The following is a 15,992-nucleotide window of genomic DNA, read 5'->3' as shown; positions in this document are numbered from 1 at the left end:
AAATCTATGTATTATAAATCTATGCATTATAAGCTTATGTCTTAATAAACCTACGCCCCATGACATAGGTGTCATGGGGCGTAATTTGGTCACCGGCTGCTGACTTGGCTGTTAGCCCTTTACTGGTCCTTTGTCAGACCAGAAGTTGATATTGAATTGGGCATCGTCACTGAGTTCGATGCTGTGTCTATATTGTGGTGGACTAGTGGCTAAGCTGGCCCTTTACTGGTCTCTTGACTGGCTTTTGTCAGACCAGAAGTTGATATTGAATTGGGCATCGTCACTGAGTTCGATGCTGTGTCTATATCATGCTGGACTAGTGGCTAAGCTTACTGGCTTTTGTCAGACCAGAAATTGATATTGAATTGGGCATTGTCACTGAGTTCGATACGGTGCCAATATTGTGGTGGACTAGTGGCAAACTGTCCGGCATTAATCACCACTTTGACTTCGTGCTCCATGGCTTGCTCGTTGGCAAAACCAAAGTAAGTCACTGTCCCTTCCATGACACATAATTGTCCGAAGACACCCCGGGCCGTATTGTGGTGTTTAAGCAGGGCGCTGGGTACATTTTCCTTAGTGAAAAATGCTGTAGAGCGTTGGATTGTCCAATTTGCTGGAATACGTTTATGGCTCATAATAAAATCCTTCTATCTATAAATAGGTAAAGTGGCACGTGTTTATTGAGTTGAACTGGCTAATTAGCACATTTAAACGGCACTGCTTAATTCTCGCAATAGGGGAAATGCCTGTTTCATATGCTCTTGGGTGACAATAAAGCCAACCATTTCATTTTTGTCGTTATAGGCCTTAGTAATACTGCCTAGTTCATCAAACTGGGTTTGCCAGTGCTTGATATTCCTCACGGTTTGTCCGGAGAGTTGGATAGGTAGCAGAGGTGTTTTCACCTTAACTAACATGGGGGGCAGCTTAAGTTCGGCGCTTTGACCCTGTAATACCTTAGCTAAGGTGTTGGCGCTCAGTAAAATGGGTTGTAAATAGGCCTTCACCTGTCCCTCTATCTCAGCACAGTCCCCCAGAGCATAAACATTATTGGCTGACGTTTGCAGTTGAGCATTGACGACTATGCCTTGTCGGGTGGCTAATCCCGCCTCTTGGGCGAGTTGTAAATTAGCCTTTAACCCAGCTACCGAAATGACCGCATCGACTATGATTTGTTTACCAGAGTTGAGCTTAGCCACTATCTTTTTGTCATTGTGATTGCCACTATTATCGCTATGCTGGGATAAGGAGCTAACCTTGTTGTTTAGTTCGAAACTAATGCCAGTCTCGGTCATTATTTTATGCAAAGGCGCCGCGACAAATTCAGGCAACAGATTGGCCATTAGTTGAGATTGTGGATCAACTAAGGTCACCTGTTTACCACTGCTGCTAAGATCCATGGCTATTTCACAACCGATTAATCCTGCGCCAATTAATAACACCTCTTGTGCCTGGCTCAGCTGTTGCTGGGCACTGGCATACTCACTCAGACTGTTTAAGGTCAGCACATCTTGCACCGCATCGCCCTCAATAGGGGGCACAAAGGCCTTAGCCCCCGTGGCTAATACCAGCTTGCTATAGGGATAAGCTTTACCCTCAACCAGAATGTGTTCTTGCTCAACATCGATTTTTTCGACTCGAGTTTGGCTATATAAGGTGATATTAAACTCATCAGCAAACTCTGAGGCACGCTTGGTAATGAGCTCATCGGCGCCTTGCTGCTTGCTAAACACATGGCTTAAATCGGGTTTGTTATAGTCATGACCATCATCCCTGGTAAAAACCCAGATAGGCAGTGTCGAATCACTACGGCGTATGGTTTTAATTAACTGGTAAGCGGCAAAACCGCTACCAATAATGATGATGGGATGACTCATGATACTTTTTGCTCCTGATATGCGATAAATACGTCTTTACCTAATGCGCAATCTGGACAAAGGAAAAACTCCGGCACTTCAGACCAAGGGGTATTGGGCTCAACGCCTTGATTGGGCTCACCTAGACTTGGGTCGTAAACCCAGTTACACACAGTGCATATCATGCTTTGTTGCTCGTTTACTGCCACTGCGTCATTAGCCGTACTGCTTTCACTGACAAGGGGCGCGGCATTGCTAAATTGTGGCTGTGGCTTTGATTTGGGTTTAGCCTTAGCTATATTTGTGGGTTTTAAAACCAAAGGTTCGATTTTAGTCAGATCTTGCCAAGTCCAGTCCTTCGCTATCTGCCTGCCGTGCTCGCGGCACACTTGCATGGCTTTACCATCGGGGCGCCATTTGCTCTTTAAGCTAACCGTGGTGGTAAATCCGGCGTCGGTTAAGCGACTATGAATGCGATCTACCGCACCGCCGTTCCAACCATAACTGCCAAATGCGCCGGCTTTTTTATCCTTAAAGCGTAAGCCAGTGATCTCTTCCAACATACCAGCGACCTTAGGCATCATGACGTTATTCATGGTGGATGAGCCAACTAAAATCCCCTTGGAGCGAAATACATGGGCGAGGATTTCATTTTTATCCTGGCGCGCCACGTTAAACACTTTTACCGCAACGGCAGGGTCTACATCATGAATGCCCTGGGCAATGGCATCGGCCATCATGCGTGTATTGTTTGACATTGAATCGTAGAAGATGGTGATACGATCTTCCTGATAGTTATTCGCCCACTCTAAATACTGGTGAATAATTTGAGTTGGATTGTCGCGCCAGACAACGCCGTGGGAAGTCGCAATCATCTCCACGGGTAAGTTAAAGCTCAGCACTTCATTAATTTTTGCTGTCACTAGGGCACTAAAAGGCGTGAGGATATTTGAGTAGTAACGTAGGCACTGCTCCATTAATTCATTCTGGTCGACCTCATCGTTAAACAGATGTTCATCGCAGTAGTGTTGACCAAAGGCATCGTTACTGAAGAGTACTCCGTCACCGGTTAAATAGGTCATCATGCTATCAGGCCAATGCAGCATAGGTGATTCAATAAATATCAGCTGCTTGTCGTTACCTATGTCTATGGTGTCGCCGGTTTTTACCACGTTAAAGTTCCATTCTGGGTGGTGGTGTAAACCTGTGATGGAATCGATGGCGTTTTCGGTACAGTAAATCGGCGTATCGGGAATTTTAGCCAAAAGCGCACCCAGTGCACCTGAGTGATCTTCTTCGGCGTGGTTGATGACAATAAAGTCGATTTCATTGAGATCGATTTCACTTTCCAGTTGTTGCAAGAATTGCATGCTAAATCTTTGGTCTACGGTATCAATTAAGACTGTTTTCTCTTCACGGATAAGGTAGCTGTTGTAACTTGTACCTTGGGTGATTTTATATTCGGTGCCGTGGAAGTCTTTAATTTCCCAATCGCGCTGACCTACCCAGTGGATGTTGTTTTTAATGTGAATAGTCATTGGTTTACCTTACTCAAGTTTGAGTTTAAATTTAATTTTAATCTGACCAAGCTATTGCACCTAACGTGCCAAGTTTTTAACGTATTGATATGTATAAGATAGATATTTTTTGAACGGTTTTAAATGTCGAAATGACACTGCGTTTCAACTGTCATTTAGACAGCGATAGTGTCATTATGACTGTGGGATCTTGAAATAAACCTAAGCTAGCGAATGAATGCCATCAGGTGTCCCTCTTGTGAGCAACAGCTAAGAAGGGCCAGACCGAGAATCTGGCTAGTAATGACAAATAAAAGTAATACACATTGAAAGTATGCAACCAGGTAAATATGAATAATCAAAAGAAAACATTAACCCAACTCGCCATAGATTTAACTCAGGGAGTGTCCAGTCAGGGACGCTTTAAACGTTTGCTCTCGGTGATCAGAAAGCAGTTTGGTTGTGATGCATCGGCGCTGCTGGCCTTTAACAATGATCATTTTTCTCCCTTAGCAATCGATGGTTTATTTGATGAGGTATTGGGACGACGTTTTAATATTCATGAGCACCCAAGATTAGAAGCCATTGCCCGTGCGGGGGATGTGGTGCGCTTTCCTGCTGACAGTGAATTACCCGATCCCTACGATGGCTTAATTCCCAATATGGTGGGTAAGTTACAGGTGCATTCCTGTATCGGTTTGCCATTAATCGCCAATGATCAACTGATTGGTGCACTGACCATAGATGCCTTCAATCCGCAGCATTTCGATTCCTTAAGCAATGAAGATCTGCGGATCATCAGCGCGCTCGCCTCGGCCAGCTTGCATACCGCCTTGTTAATGGAAAAGCTAGAGGCCCAGGCTGGAGTGATGCCCCAAGTCGATGCTTTGCATTTAGAAACCAGTAGCACAGTGCAGATGATAGGTCAGTCTGTGGGCATGATGGATTTAAAACGTGACATTAAAGCCGTGGCTAATACCGATTTATCTGTGCTGATCACAGGTGAGACTGGCGTGGGTAAAGAGCTAGTTGCCGCATCGATACACGAGAAATCGTCTCGCGCTAAACATACCTTAGTGTATTTAAACTGTGCCGCCTTACCGGAAAGTGTCGCTGAAAGTGAATTATTTGGACACGTTAAGGGTGCTTTTACCGGAGCGATAAGTAATCGTAAGGGTAAATTTGAGCTAGCCAATAACAGCACCTTATTCCTCGATGAAGTGGGTGAGTTATCACTTACTCTGCAGGCCAAGTTGCTACGAGTCTTACAATACGGCGACGTGCAGCGCGTGGGTGATGAACACAGTTTGAAAGTGAATACTCGCATTGTGGCGGCGACCAATCGCGCCTTACATCAAGAGGTGAAAGAAGGGCGCTTTAGGGCCGATTTATATCATAGATTAAATGTTTTTCCGGTGCATGTGCCTGCGTTACGTGAACGCCAGGAGGATATCACCTTGCTGTCGGGCTTTTTTACCGAACGTTGTAAGGCAAAATTAGGCCTAACGAATATCAGCATGGAATATGCCACAAGCAATTTACTCAAATCCTACCCTTGGCCCGGTAATGTGCGTGAATTAGAGCATGCCATTAACCGCGCAGCTGTGATTGCTAAATCACGCAGTAATGATACTTATCTGGTATTGAAACCCAGTCATTTTGAGCTAAAACTAGAACATGATTTAATTACCCCCAGGTTTGCTGAATCTAATCTTGCTCCGCAATATTCAGGACAGTCACATGCAGAGAAGTTAGAGCAGCAGTCAGATGAAGGACTGCGTGAAGGGCTACGTGAAGCAACGGAGCAGTTTCAAACCACCATGATCAAACAGGCCTTGCAACAGCATCAGATGAATTGGGCGGCAACCGCCAGAGCGCTTAAAATCGACACGGGTAACCTGCATCGATTAGCCAAAAGGCTAAACCTAAAATAGGTTTAGCCTTTCTTTAGAGGATTAGTCAGAGAAAGTGAGAGAAGGGAGCTTTCATGAACCTTACTGTATGCCTGTAACAGAGGGCTCTTGCATCTTATGAATGGATTGCAGGTTTTGAATATTTGCCTGCTGGCAGAACATCTGATAAAGAAAGTCGACGCCTTGAATAATATCCGGCGTCGACTTCTCGATTGCTATAGAGAGCTTGCTGTTATAGATAGCTGTTGGATATTTCCAGCCACTTTTCTTGCCCAATCTGCTTGGTGATGCTTGCTATAAAGGTGTTTGAAAAATGGTAGTCGCTAAATGATAAGCGAGTGATCCATTCGTCCAGGTTGGAGCCTGTGTCGGTCAGCGCGTTATCAAGATCATTCCAAAATGCTGCGCCTTCAAAGTAGAACAGTGGATAATATTGGTACTCATGCTGCTCTTTTACATGCCTATGGGCTTCGAATAGTCCTGTGTTGGCGAATGGGAATTTTATGGCGAATTCATGCCAGCGCTCGGTAGGGTCTTGCATTTCAAATTTCGACCCCCGCATTGATTTCAAAGCATAGTATTCGGCTAAGCTCTCACCGGCCCAGGATGGGGTGTCTTGGGTGTTCATCACATGAATAGATTCATGGGATGCAATTCTCAGCATCATCTGTATTGAATCATGGGTTAGCTTGTTGTGATCGAGTAATGCATTGATCAAAATCAGATTGCTCCCAGCTGCGCCGCCAACACCTCTTACTGCCTTATCTCGGCTAAAAAATGCCATTTGCCATTGTTTCACGTCATTGGGAAATACATGGTTTAAGTAGTTGAGTTGTTTCTCTAAAGTGGGTTTCCAGCTTTGCAGATGTTTTATCACTAAGGGGGTATCACTATGTACAGTGACGATTTTATCGCTAATATTCAGCGTGGTGGTGTCCATCCCCCAAAGCAGAAATAATGGTGGTAATGAAGTGCTGGGAAGCTCGGAGCAAACCTTATTTGGCGTACAAACCATGCTGCCCAGGATCTCTTCATTGCGTGATAAATCATTAAATCTGACCAGTGAGTTTGTCTCACTGACAAAATACCAGTCCTTTATTGGGTCTCTGGTGTCTAGCTGCGTCGAAGGGTCAAAGCCATCTTTACTGACCACTTGGAGCGGTAACGTCCACTCTAGGCTATTGCATTGAATGCGTTCATTGTAGTCAATCTTGGTTGTTGAACCATCAGGCTTAACACAGCTCAGTGTTGGCAGGTTCTTATGGATAGCTGTTCTGGCTGGAAGTAGCGACACATTGTCGAGCATCTGAGTATCGACGCTAACATTCAACTGGTTTGGATTTTCTGGGTCTATTGTTATTTGATATTGCAGTGATGGCAGCTTGATAGGTATAGCAGGCTCTGCACTAGATGAATATGGAATCATGACTACTAGTGTGAGTAATGGTGCTAAGAAAATATTTGCCACTGATGGCATAAGTCGACTCCTAATAATGAAAAGTTTGCGAGTGTTACCTCTAAACCTCAGATTGCACATAAGGGAAAAAGTTCATCGATATTTCCTAATCCATGAGGTATTGAACCTGTGAACTGCTTAAATTTACGATGAGTCGGCTTCAATTTCCCTGTCTGCTAGAGGGCTAGGGCGCTTGGCTGCTACAGCGAATATGTTCACCCAATGAGTCGGTGAATTAGGTCAAGATTGCATAAGAAGAATAGGGTGCTTAGGTGCAAGATTTAGATAAACCTAGACTGATTTGTTTCTATGTCCTTATCGCTTAAGGGATTCAATCTGCTTGAATATTTCTCATAAGAATGGCTGACATGAAAAACTATTTTTTGCCTTAGCCTACTGAGGCTGACATAATCGCACCATAGATTTATACACAAGAATATAGTCCATGAAGATTCTCATTGTCGGCGCCGGTATCAGCGGATTATCACTTGCCAGGCGTCTCGATGATTCAACACACGAATATACACTCATAGAACGAACGCCTACATGGTCCTGTGATGGTGCCGGGATTTGTCTGCCTGCCAATGCCGTTGCCGGTTTGGATAAGTTAGGTTTAAAGCAGAAACTTCTACAGTCAGCTCATCAAGTTAAAGCCGTCAGTTACGTTAAACCCAATGGGAAAATTATATCGTCTGCTTCATTATTAGAAGAGCCTTTCAACCAGCAACCATTTCTGGCATTGCCGCGAGTTAAACTGCTGGAGTTACTGCGCCAAGGTATGGAGACCAAAGTCAGATTTGGTGTCAGCGTTAAGCAGATAAATCAATATGATGAAATAGCAGATGTTGAGTTCGATAATGGAGACTCTGAGCTATTTGATCTTGTGGTTGCTGCCGACGGCATAAACTCACAAACTCGGCATATGTCATTCGAGAATCCTGAATTAGAAGATCTGGGTGTGACAAACTGGCGTTTCTTGATTGAGCAAGACACACAGGGACTGGATCCGACATATTATTTAGGCTCAGATAACTTATTTATGCGTTATCCCATGCCTGATAACAAGGTCTATTGCTATGCACACATACTGGATGAAACGGGTAAGTTTGAGTCGATAAAAGATAAGAAAGCCTGGTTACGTCGACGTTTTTCAGGTTTCGATAGCAAGGTTGTCTCTGCTATCGAGTGCTTGGAGGCTGATACACCAGTTATACAAGGCAGGTTAAAATCTGTGACTTGTCGTGATGTCTACTCAGGCAAAGTTGTCCTTATAGGCGATGCACTACATGGATGTCCGCCGACACTGCAACAAGGTGTTGGTATGGGTTTAGAAGATGCACATTGTCTGGCTGACTTGCTCAAGACCCATAAAACCACTAAGACCTTATTGCCAGCATTTAAAGCACAACGTTTAGCGCAGATCTCTTGGGTTATCGATGAATCTAATAGAGTCATTAGACTGGCCGGAAAAGGACGCACATTTATCGGCCGTATCATGCGTAACATGGTACTCAGAAAAACCGGTCCGGCGAATGTGAATGGCTGGCGTAAGCTTTTACTTTGGGATAAAGATAAAGCTGAAACTCCTTAAGGCGAGTTTGAACAAATAATCATGGACGCACATACGTTATTATTTACCAAGAAGCTAACTTTGCTTAAAGACAACGGACTCGAACAAAACATGGGGCTCATCTTTGTAATACATGGATGAGCAGTTTGAATTGGATAAGGTTAACAAAGGAATAATAGTCAGGTTTAAGGTCTCAAATGCCATCCGGGCATCCATACCAATAAGTGCGCACAATGTATAGAATGTGTAATAGCATTGTTATCGCTACTTTGCAGGCTTATCAATGACTTGCTATAAAAACAGTGAAGAATATTTTTCGCGGTTTAAGCGTGTGAATTAACAAAAGAATCATCAAACTTGGCATGATGAATTGCATTTATCAGCTTACCTATCTGCTCTTTGGCTTCCGTGTCCTTTTCGCGGTATTCCAGCCCATAAATCATCAAGATACCTGCATTCATGTTCAAGATTTTCGCAAACTGAATTAAAACGGCATTCTTAGGAAAAGACACGTTTCTCCGCCAGCCTGATACACAACCCTGTGAAAATCCGAGTTTCTTTTCTACTTGGTAGTCAGATGTGAGGCTTAAAGCCTGTCTTATAAGGTCTAACAATTCAGAAGGTTGCATAAAATCACTTGTCCAGTGTTAATTCAACCTTAAGTTTAGTGACTACTACGTAATGAAGCAATGCAAAGTAGTGCACCGTTGTACAGTTTATTACTACTGTGTATGGTCTGTTTGTCCAGTGCGTGGCGGCTTGTTGAATTGATCCCGACAAGTCGCCGCAATCCTAATCACTGGCATCACTGGAGCAAACACGATGAAATATAAAACCATCCCTAATACCAATATTCAAATCCCTATTTACTCACCATTTCCCGAAGTGACTGTTGTTGACCTATGTAAACTTGCTCATAACGCCAAGGTAATTAAAAAGCTGAAAGCGCATTGGTTTGGGGGTGCAAAATGAGCATCATCACTAGGTCTTATGACTCGATTATGGCTATCTACTCACCATTACTGACCTTTGTTCCAATAAGTTATTTCGCTTCATTTGTTGATGTTTGGCTGGATTTGGCAAATGACTATTTATTTCTTGGTTTGAATCGTGACGCTCAAGATTGTTTTGAATGTGCCACCGCATATTCTGATTTGGCAGTTCAGAAAGCTAGGGGGCTGTGATGAGGGAATTTATATCTGTCTGCTGCGGTATGGGCACAAATTCAATTGCAATTTTAGTTGGGTATTATCAGCGCGGCATTAAGCCCGACCTAATCACCTTTGCCGACACAGGCTCTGAAAAGCCTCATACCTATCAGATGATAACAGTATTAAATAACTGGCTATTTTCAATTGGTTTCCCTCAAGTAAATGTTGTTCAAAAGGTTTACCGCGACGGTTCTTTAGCAAATTTGTACGATCACTGTAAAGACCGGAATATGCTTCCGAGTCTCGCCTATGGTTTTAAAAATTGTAGTCAAAAATTTAAAATAGCTCCACAAGATAAGTTCTTAAATAATCATCCAGCAGCAAAAGCATTTTGGAAGACGGGAGAGAAGATAACCAAGGTTGTTGGCTACGATATTGATGAGGTTCGCCGAGCCGATAATGCACCAGACGAAACCAAGAAATACAAAATGAGCTATCCACTCATTGAATGGGGCTGGGATAGAGATGATTGCATTCAGGCGATAATAAGTGTTGGCCTTCCACGTCCGGGCAAATCCGCATGCTTCTTCTGCCCTGCATCCACGTACAATGAAATCAAAGCATTAAAGGAGCATTACCCTGAACTGTTAGACAGAGCGCTTGTTTTAGAATCTGGTGCTGAACTTACAACGGTTAAAGGATTGGGTCGCAGGTTTAATTGGGCGGAATATCTGTCGCAACCAGATATGTTTGGGAGGTGGCCTAAAGATTGGGATATGCCTTGTGGTTGTTTTGATGGGGGCGAAGAATGACCCATTATGCACTTGAACTAATCGACCACATCGAGCAACACAACGGTAGCGGGCAATTGCTCGCCGAGTTGTACGCCGATGAAAATTTTTCTTCTGGTTGGCGTGAGCATCAACAACAACCCGCCGCGATAAATTCGAATATCACCATTGAAGGTGGTGAAGATGAATAACCTAACCATGAACTCGGTGGACATTGTTGAAAATGTCTCGCCGCCTTTGTTTGAGCCGCAAGATTTAACCAGCCCAAGAGCTGGTTTTTTTGCATCCGTATTTACCGAACACCAGAAACGACAATTAGACCGTGATTTATTGATAAAGAATCAGCATTACTTTTCATCAAACCCAAGCCCCGCAGGGCGGCCAACGGCCGAAGAAGCTAGGCTAGTCAAGGATCGCAAAAGTCCGACACAGCTTTTAGGCGGTGTATCGAATAGGGCTACATCGAGCGCCATTGATGGTTTTAACGCTTTATTGAAGCGTGAAGGGTTAGCGCCTCAAGAAATGCTATCAAGCGTAGTGGTTGATTCTGTGGCTCTGAGTGCGGCCAATGTATTGAAACATGTTGCAGGCGTTGGCGTGGTCGATACAGAAACGGGTGAAATAAAGCCCGCTTTCAGTCAAAAAACCGCAATTGCTCGTTTGTCTCGCCGCGATTGGTCAGATGAATATAGAATTAGAGTTACAGCCGATACAAGTCCATCAAGCCCGCCGCCAACTCAAGCTGGTGACCGGGTCACTAAATTTTTATCCTCAAGAGCCGCTAAAAACATTTTAGATTCTGGTGCTTATGTTGCTGCCGTTCGTGGTGGATTTACAACTTTTTTAACACTCACTTTTAACGATGAAGCGAGAACGCGCATTAATTCGGGTGAATCCACTATCGGTGCCGAGTGTTCGCGCTTTTTTGATGCTATGCAAAAAATGTATCAAAGGGGTTGGTCTGTTGATAATCAAATATTGAAAACAGAGAACGGCTTTGATTGTGTCGGGGCTAGTGATGTGATCCCCCCAGGCGATGAAAAACTAGATTATTTATGGGTAGCCGAAGCACCAATGAAAGTCACGATTTTAGAAAGTCGGGGTGGTTTTGACTGTGTTGATGTTCACCCAAATCCGCATTGTCATGTTTTGCTAGGTTGGGACGTCCCGCCTTATTTATTCCATGATTGGGCCCACAGAATCGAAAAGATGTGGGGGCATGGGTTCGCCAAGCTTGAACGGATTAAAAACGCGCAAGCCGCGAGTGGCTACATGCTTAAAGCCTTGGGTTATTTACTAAAAGGTGAGAGTGAAAGTGACCAAGGCGAGATTAGAGGCAATCGCTACAACATATCAAAAACAGCCCGCGCGCTGCCTTGGGAAAATATTGCTAATTTTCACGCCGAGCACATGGCGTCAATGATAGGCGAGATAAAAGCCAAACTGCACAATAAGGCAAAACCCGTCCTCCATAAAATCAAGCTTGCCAATGAGTCACTAGATAAATCTATTCGAGATAAATCATTTTTAAAAAATACCAAACAGAGCTTGGCAAAGGTCAACGGCAGAATAAAAGCCATTGAAAAAAGCATTCGTGATTTTAAAGCTGAACTTAGAAAAAGCCCAGTTAGGGCCAATGATTACATGATCACTTTTAGAGGTGATCTCAGTCTAAAGACTTTTTTTAATTGGGCGGTTGGGGTTCGTATGTGGAATGCCACGGACGCAACAGCGGCACCAGAAAAGAGCCCTTTAACTAACATGTTAACCGCCGCAAAAGAGGGAGTAAGAAAAACATTTAGTAGAGTGAGAAACCGCTATCTAGAAAAAGAAGTTATTTGGGGTATGTGGCTTAGCGAAAAGCTAGCGCCAGAAATAGACAAAGAACAACAGGCCGCCGAACGTGGTGCCGACTTTAAGGAGTATGAGAAATGCTTATCAACATAATTGAGAGACACAGATTAATCGGTTTGAAGATTCAAAAAGCCAAGAATTTAAACATGTTTCTAGCAGTCCCATTAGCAAAAGAAGCGGCTAGTGATTCACATGAATTAATGGGTGACCTGCTTAGTTATCTAACACAAAAAGATGCAAGCAACTAAGCACTAACATTTCATTCTGAGGCTAGGTCACTGTTGACCTTATTAAGAAGGTATTCATATGTCGAAAAAGCTATCAAAAAACCAGAAATATGAGGCCAAGTTAAAGGCGCAGGGCTTAGAGAAAGTTACCGTCTGGATTCAGTCGGAAGCAGCAATAGAGTTTAAACAGGTAGCAGAATTTTTACGTGAAAATAAGGGGTATTACACCGACTCAGTAAGAAGCCGTAAAACTGGAAGAATTACCAAAGCAATTTAACCAAGAGGACTAATGATGGGAAATCATAAGACAAAAAGACAACGGGCATTAGAACACAATCGACTCTATGCCATTAATCGTGGTGAGACTGTGACAATCAAGCAGCCAAAACAAGCCGTGAATGTAGGTACTATCGGCCATGTTGATCACAGCAAGACGACATTATCAGAAGCTATTAAAAAGGCTGAAAGCAAACCAAGAAATTTTTGGCAATCAATCTGCGGGCGTTTTCGCTCTTTCTTCCGCCGAAAAAAGTTGGGGGCAGTATGAGTAATCCGATACTAGCAACAATAGAGTGTGACGGCTGTACTGGTGATGCATCAATTAAGAAGCTGAACAACTCGCCGTTGCTCTATTTGCATTGTAAGACCTGCGGCATGGATAGACGTTCAGGCAAGCAATTACAGGCTAAGTGGCAAGCGGCTATTGATGGCAAATCTGATTTACCCGCTGTTATTGAAAAGGCTGAAAGTTTGGCTGATGAATGGTCGCCACCTGCGGAAAGTGATCCCGAAAATAAAGACGAAAATTCGGGGGTGTCAGGAAAAACTATCGCCGTTGGCACCATTGGTGTTTTGTCTGTATTAGCCATGTTCTTTAAAGCCATTAAGGGGTAACTCATGCCGACTAAACCAAAAGAAGAAACGAATCAGGTTGATGCAATAGATAAAGCATTGGAATTTCAAGAATCCTTAGATGGGGCGCAGGATGACAGCCCGTTATCTTTGGAAGAAAGGGACAATATTCAAACTGAAATATCAGACGAATTAGCGGCCATGGCTGAAAGTGGCGGATCAGCCGCAATCCCCGATACTGACAAGGCAATGCCAGAAACAGCCCCTATGCAAGGCGGGCAAAAAAACCAAGCTAGAACCATGGCCAAAGAAGTCGGCGGCATTATTGCCAGTGGTGCAGCCATGATATTGGGTCGTGATTATGGGGTAGATGATGAGGCGCTGAATAAGTGGGCCGACTCAATGGCTCCCCTCCTGGTTAAATATGGGTTAACCGATATGAACCAATTAATGGAGAAATGGGGGCCCGAAATTCAAGCTGGGGTTGGTTGTGTGGCGTTAGGTGCTGGCATTTATGGCTCGCATCGTCGTTATAACCTCGAAGATATAGAGGCGAAAAAAGCCAAGAAAAAACAGGGGGCGGACAGTGGCAATAAATCCGAGTAATGCGCATGACAATTTGCATGTTTGTTACTGCGGGGCGTCTGGCTCTGGTAAGACTGTGGCGGTTAAATGTGCGGGATTAGTTGGCAAGCATGCGGCAATTTTTGACCCTTACGGTGATTACCGTATGGGCAATCTCAAAGCCTTGTCGGGTCTAGGCAATGGCCGCAAAGTTCACCACTATAAAACCCGCAATAACTTCGTTAAATACTTCATTGAAGCTCTGAAGTCTGGCAAATCATTTGCAGTGGCATATCAACCCGAAGTAAGCGCGGAAAAATTGCGGGATGAGGCGCTATGGTTCGCGGGGATCATGTGGGCCGCCGCAGATGGTAATCGTGTTCTTGATGTGGTTTTTGAAGAGTTAGGCAAGTATACCGAAACTGCTGGAGCGGATAGGTCAAAGCTTGGTGAAATAGCATCGGGTGGGCGTAAGTTTGGCTTAATTGCTCATTGGGTTTTTCAACGTCCTTCCGAAGTGCCTAAAACCATTATTGCTAATGCTACAAGGCATTTTATCGGTGAGCAGCAAGCCATGGTTGATGCTAGACGCTGGCAAGATGAACTTGATTGTCCAATGGCTGAGATCATCAAACTTGGCAAGCTAAACAAGAAACGTGAAAAGCATTTTTTGTATAAAACCAAAGGGATTGGCAACTACCAAAACAAGGTCTATTCGTTTTAAATGCTGGAAATTGCGGGAATGTTTCGGGAATCTGATTCTCATTGTTTTAAATATAGGGCTTTATATAGCTCTCGATAAGCCTGTAACACGCTGTAGTGAATTGATGACTTTTACTAGCTTGTTACAGGGTTATCAATAAAGTCTCGCTGTGAAGCGACACGTAAATTGACCGTTGTGAAACGGAATTAATCGAGCTGGAAAGCTCCGCCGTCCTTTAAAGGAATTTTAAAATGAAAAAATCACATTTAATCACTGCTGGCATATCGCTAGCCGTTTCCGTTGTTGTTACTTATTTGAGTAACCGCAATTCTACTGTCCGACGTTCAATAGGTTAAGGGGTAGATTATGCGTTTATATCAAAAGCTGCCTTCAATCTCGACCGTTGTAAAGGGTGAAACTGCTGTTTTAACTTGTCCTATTGGTGCGACCTATGACCAAATCGTCATTAAGCATACGGGCGTTACAGCGGCTCAAATCAAAAACATCAGAGTTAAAGCTAACAGCAAGTTACTGATAGAGTTTAAATCAGGCGCTGACTTGAATAAGTTCAATGCTCGTTATGGTTTCTCTCTGACTGCTGGCTTCCTAGACTTCCATTTTAAGCGTGATGAAATGAAGACGTTAATGGAACAGCGCGCCTTTTCGCTAGGTACATCCAACCAGTTTAAAGGTTCAGATATCATTAGCTCAATTACTGTTGAGTTCGATATTGATGCGGCTGCGACAGCTCCAGTGATGAAAGCCTTTGCTTATCAATCTGACGAAGCCCCGTTTGGTATCTGTACCAAAGTACGCCAAGTGCCGTTGGCTATCTCAGCGGGTGATAATGAAATTGATAACATCATCATGGCCCCTAATTCGCGCATCATGGCTGTGCATGTTGTCACAGCGGCGACAGTGGACCATCTGAAAGTACAGCGCAACGGCGCAGATCTGTTAGACCTGCCTACCGAACTGATAGCAAAGCTCAATAAAGCCAATGGCCGTAATGCCCAGGCGAATTGGGACAGTGTTGATTTTGTCCTTGAAGGCGATATTAAACAGGCTATTTCGTGCGATGGGGTGCAGGATTTCCGCCTAACCATTACCGCCGCTTCCGATACTGTCGCATCAACATCAGCCTATTTGATTGTTGAATACGTTACTGGTTTAGCTGGGTTATAAGGGGACAAAATTATGATGCCTCTTAATCAATATGGCTCAACCGATATTTGGGGAGGTACGAAAGACTTCCTAGATTTCGGTTTGGCGTCATGGGCGAAGATTGAGCAAGTCAACGCGATCAAAGATTCCAATCCTCATACTCAAAACCAACTAGCTGAAATTGACCAGCAAATACAGCCAGTGGTGCATCAACCAGTGGCAACACCGCCAGCACAAACTATGGTGTTTGGTTTACCACAAAACACGGTTGTTGCGGGGTTCGCTGCATTGCTGGTTGTCGGGTTACTGCTGCGGGGTAGAGCGTAATGCAAAAGTTCTTTATTCAGTTTTTAATTGCTGCCGCTGCGAGT

19 protein-coding genes and 1 pseudogene are annotated in these 15,992 nt (G+C 43.9%); 15 read left to right on the top strand and 5 right to left on the bottom strand.

Annotated elements, in window-relative coordinates; all coding sequences use genetic code 11:
- Window positions 1-329 precede the first annotated feature (329 nt).
- From SVI_RS10345 to norV, 3 genes are all read right to left on the bottom strand, one after another.
- The gene (locus SVI_RS10345) at window positions 330-638 is read right to left on the bottom strand and encodes a DUF1971 domain-containing protein (protein ID WP_013051481.1); all 309 of its coding nucleotides are present in this window, start codon (window positions 636-638) and stop codon (window positions 330-332) included.
- Window positions 639-710: 72 nt separating this feature from the next.
- Window positions 711-1,880: an NADH:flavorubredoxin reductase NorW gene (norW, locus tag SVI_RS10340; protein ID WP_013051480.1), complete on the bottom strand. Its 1,170-nt coding sequence runs from the start codon at window positions 1,878-1,880 to the stop codon at window positions 711-713.
- A complete protein-coding gene (gene norV, locus SVI_RS10335) occupies window positions 1,877-3,397 on the bottom strand; it encodes an anaerobic nitric oxide reductase flavorubredoxin (protein ID WP_013051479.1) in 1,521 nt (506 codons plus the stop codon). The genes norW and norV overlap by 4 nt, the downstream gene beginning before the upstream one ends.
- Window positions 3,398-3,726: 329 nt before the next feature.
- Here norV and norR point away from each other — a divergent pair, with 329 nt between their 5' ends.
- The gene (gene norR / locus SVI_RS10330) at window positions 3,727-5,310 is read left to right on the top strand and encodes a nitric oxide reductase transcriptional regulator NorR (protein WP_041419862.1); all 1,584 of its coding nucleotides are present in this window, start codon (window positions 3,727-3,729) and stop codon (window positions 5,308-5,310) included.
- A 211-nt stretch (window positions 5,311-5,521) separates the two neighbouring features.
- On the opposite strand, the gene SVI_RS10325 is transcribed toward norR, so the two are convergent.
- A complete protein-coding gene (locus SVI_RS10325) occupies window positions 5,522-6,766 on the bottom strand; it encodes a hypothetical protein (RefSeq protein WP_013051477.1) in 1,245 nt (414 codons plus the stop codon).
- A gap of 424 nt (window positions 6,767-7,190) precedes the next feature.
- Between SVI_RS10325 and SVI_RS10320 the strand changes: the two genes are divergently transcribed.
- On the top strand, window positions 7,191-8,336 hold the full coding sequence (locus SVI_RS10320) for an FAD-dependent monooxygenase (protein WP_013051476.1): 1,146 nt from the start codon (window positions 7,191-7,193) through the stop codon (window positions 8,334-8,336).
- Between the two features lie 302 nt (window positions 8,337-8,638).
- Here SVI_RS10320 and SVI_RS10315 read toward each other — a convergent pair whose 3' ends face one another.
- Window positions 8,639-8,944 (bottom strand): hypothetical protein, encoded by a 306-nt coding sequence (locus tag SVI_RS10315; protein WP_041419861.1) that lies wholly within the window; start codon window positions 8,942-8,944, stop codon window positions 8,639-8,641.
- Window positions 8,945-9,137: 193 nt separating this feature from the next.
- Here SVI_RS10315 and SVI_RS21465 point away from each other — a divergent pair, with 193 nt between their 5' ends.
- The 13 genes and pseudogenes from SVI_RS21465 (at window position 9,138) to SVI_RS10265 (ending at window position 15,948) form a co-directional block, all read left to right on the top strand.
- The gene (locus SVI_RS21465) at window positions 9,138-9,287 is read left to right on the top strand and encodes a hypothetical protein (RefSeq protein ID WP_013051474.1); all 150 of its coding nucleotides are present in this window, start codon (window positions 9,138-9,140) and stop codon (window positions 9,285-9,287) included.
- Window positions 9,284-9,499 (top strand): hypothetical protein, encoded by a 216-nt coding sequence (locus SVI_RS10310; RefSeq protein WP_013051473.1) that lies wholly within the window; start codon window positions 9,284-9,286, stop codon window positions 9,497-9,499. The genes SVI_RS21465 and SVI_RS10310 overlap by 4 nt, the downstream gene beginning before the upstream one ends.
- Window positions 9,499-10,278, top strand: coding sequence for a hypothetical protein (locus SVI_RS10305; protein ID WP_013051472.1), 780 nt, complete (start codon window positions 9,499-9,501; stop codon window positions 10,276-10,278). Before SVI_RS10310 ends, SVI_RS10305 begins: the two co-directional genes overlap by 1 nt.
- Window positions 10,275-10,448 (top strand): hypothetical protein, encoded by a 174-nt coding sequence (locus SVI_RS21460; protein ID WP_157608685.1) that lies wholly within the window; start codon window positions 10,275-10,277, stop codon window positions 10,446-10,448. Before SVI_RS10305 ends, SVI_RS21460 begins: the two co-directional genes overlap by 4 nt.
- Window positions 10,441-12,204, top strand: a complete 1,764-nt coding sequence (locus SVI_RS10300; protein ID WP_013051471.1) for a hypothetical protein — start codon at window positions 10,441-10,443, stop codon at window positions 12,202-12,204. Before SVI_RS21460 ends, SVI_RS10300 begins: the two co-directional genes overlap by 8 nt.
- On the top strand, window positions 12,189-12,359 hold the full coding sequence (locus SVI_RS21455; RefSeq protein ID WP_157608684.1) for a hypothetical protein: 171 nt from the start codon (window positions 12,189-12,191) through the stop codon (window positions 12,357-12,359). Before SVI_RS10300 ends, SVI_RS21455 begins: the two co-directional genes overlap by 16 nt.
- 58 nt (window positions 12,360-12,417) lie before the next feature.
- The gene (locus SVI_RS10295) at window positions 12,418-12,615 is read left to right on the top strand and encodes a hypothetical protein (protein WP_013051470.1); all 198 of its coding nucleotides are present in this window, start codon (window positions 12,418-12,420) and stop codon (window positions 12,613-12,615) included.
- A gap of 90 nt (window positions 12,616-12,705) precedes the next feature.
- Window positions 12,706-12,810, top strand: a pseudogene (locus SVI_RS22075) (GTP-binding protein); the annotation flags it as partial.
- Window positions 12,811-12,881: 71 nt separating this feature from the next.
- A complete protein-coding gene (locus tag SVI_RS10285) occupies window positions 12,882-13,232 on the top strand; it encodes a hypothetical protein (RefSeq protein ID WP_013051468.1) in 351 nt (116 codons plus the stop codon).
- Window positions 13,233-13,235: 3 nt separating this feature from the next.
- Complete coding sequence (locus SVI_RS10280; RefSeq protein WP_013051467.1) at window positions 13,236-13,796, top strand: hypothetical protein; 561 nt, start codon at window positions 13,236-13,238, stop codon at window positions 13,794-13,796.
- Window positions 13,777-14,478, top strand: coding sequence for a hypothetical protein (locus tag SVI_RS10275; protein ID WP_157608683.1), 702 nt, complete (start codon window positions 13,777-13,779; stop codon window positions 14,476-14,478). The genes SVI_RS10280 and SVI_RS10275 overlap by 20 nt, the downstream gene beginning before the upstream one ends.
- A 345-nt stretch (window positions 14,479-14,823) precedes the next feature.
- Window positions 14,824-15,642, top strand: a complete 819-nt coding sequence (locus tag SVI_RS10270) for a major capsid protein P2 (protein ID WP_013051464.1) — start codon at window positions 14,824-14,826, stop codon at window positions 15,640-15,642.
- Window positions 15,643-15,654: 12 nt separating this feature from the next.
- On the top strand, window positions 15,655-15,948 hold the full coding sequence (locus tag SVI_RS10265) for a hypothetical protein (protein WP_013051463.1): 294 nt from the start codon (window positions 15,655-15,657) through the stop codon (window positions 15,946-15,948).
- Window positions 15,949-15,992: the final 44 nt, after the last annotated feature.

This window comes from Shewanella violacea DSS12, assembly GCF_000091325.1.
In the GTDB taxonomy this organism is placed as follows: domain Bacteria; phylum Pseudomonadota; class Gammaproteobacteria; order Enterobacterales; family Shewanellaceae; genus Shewanella; species Shewanella violacea.
This window is presented reverse-complemented; position numbering and strand designations above follow the sequence as displayed.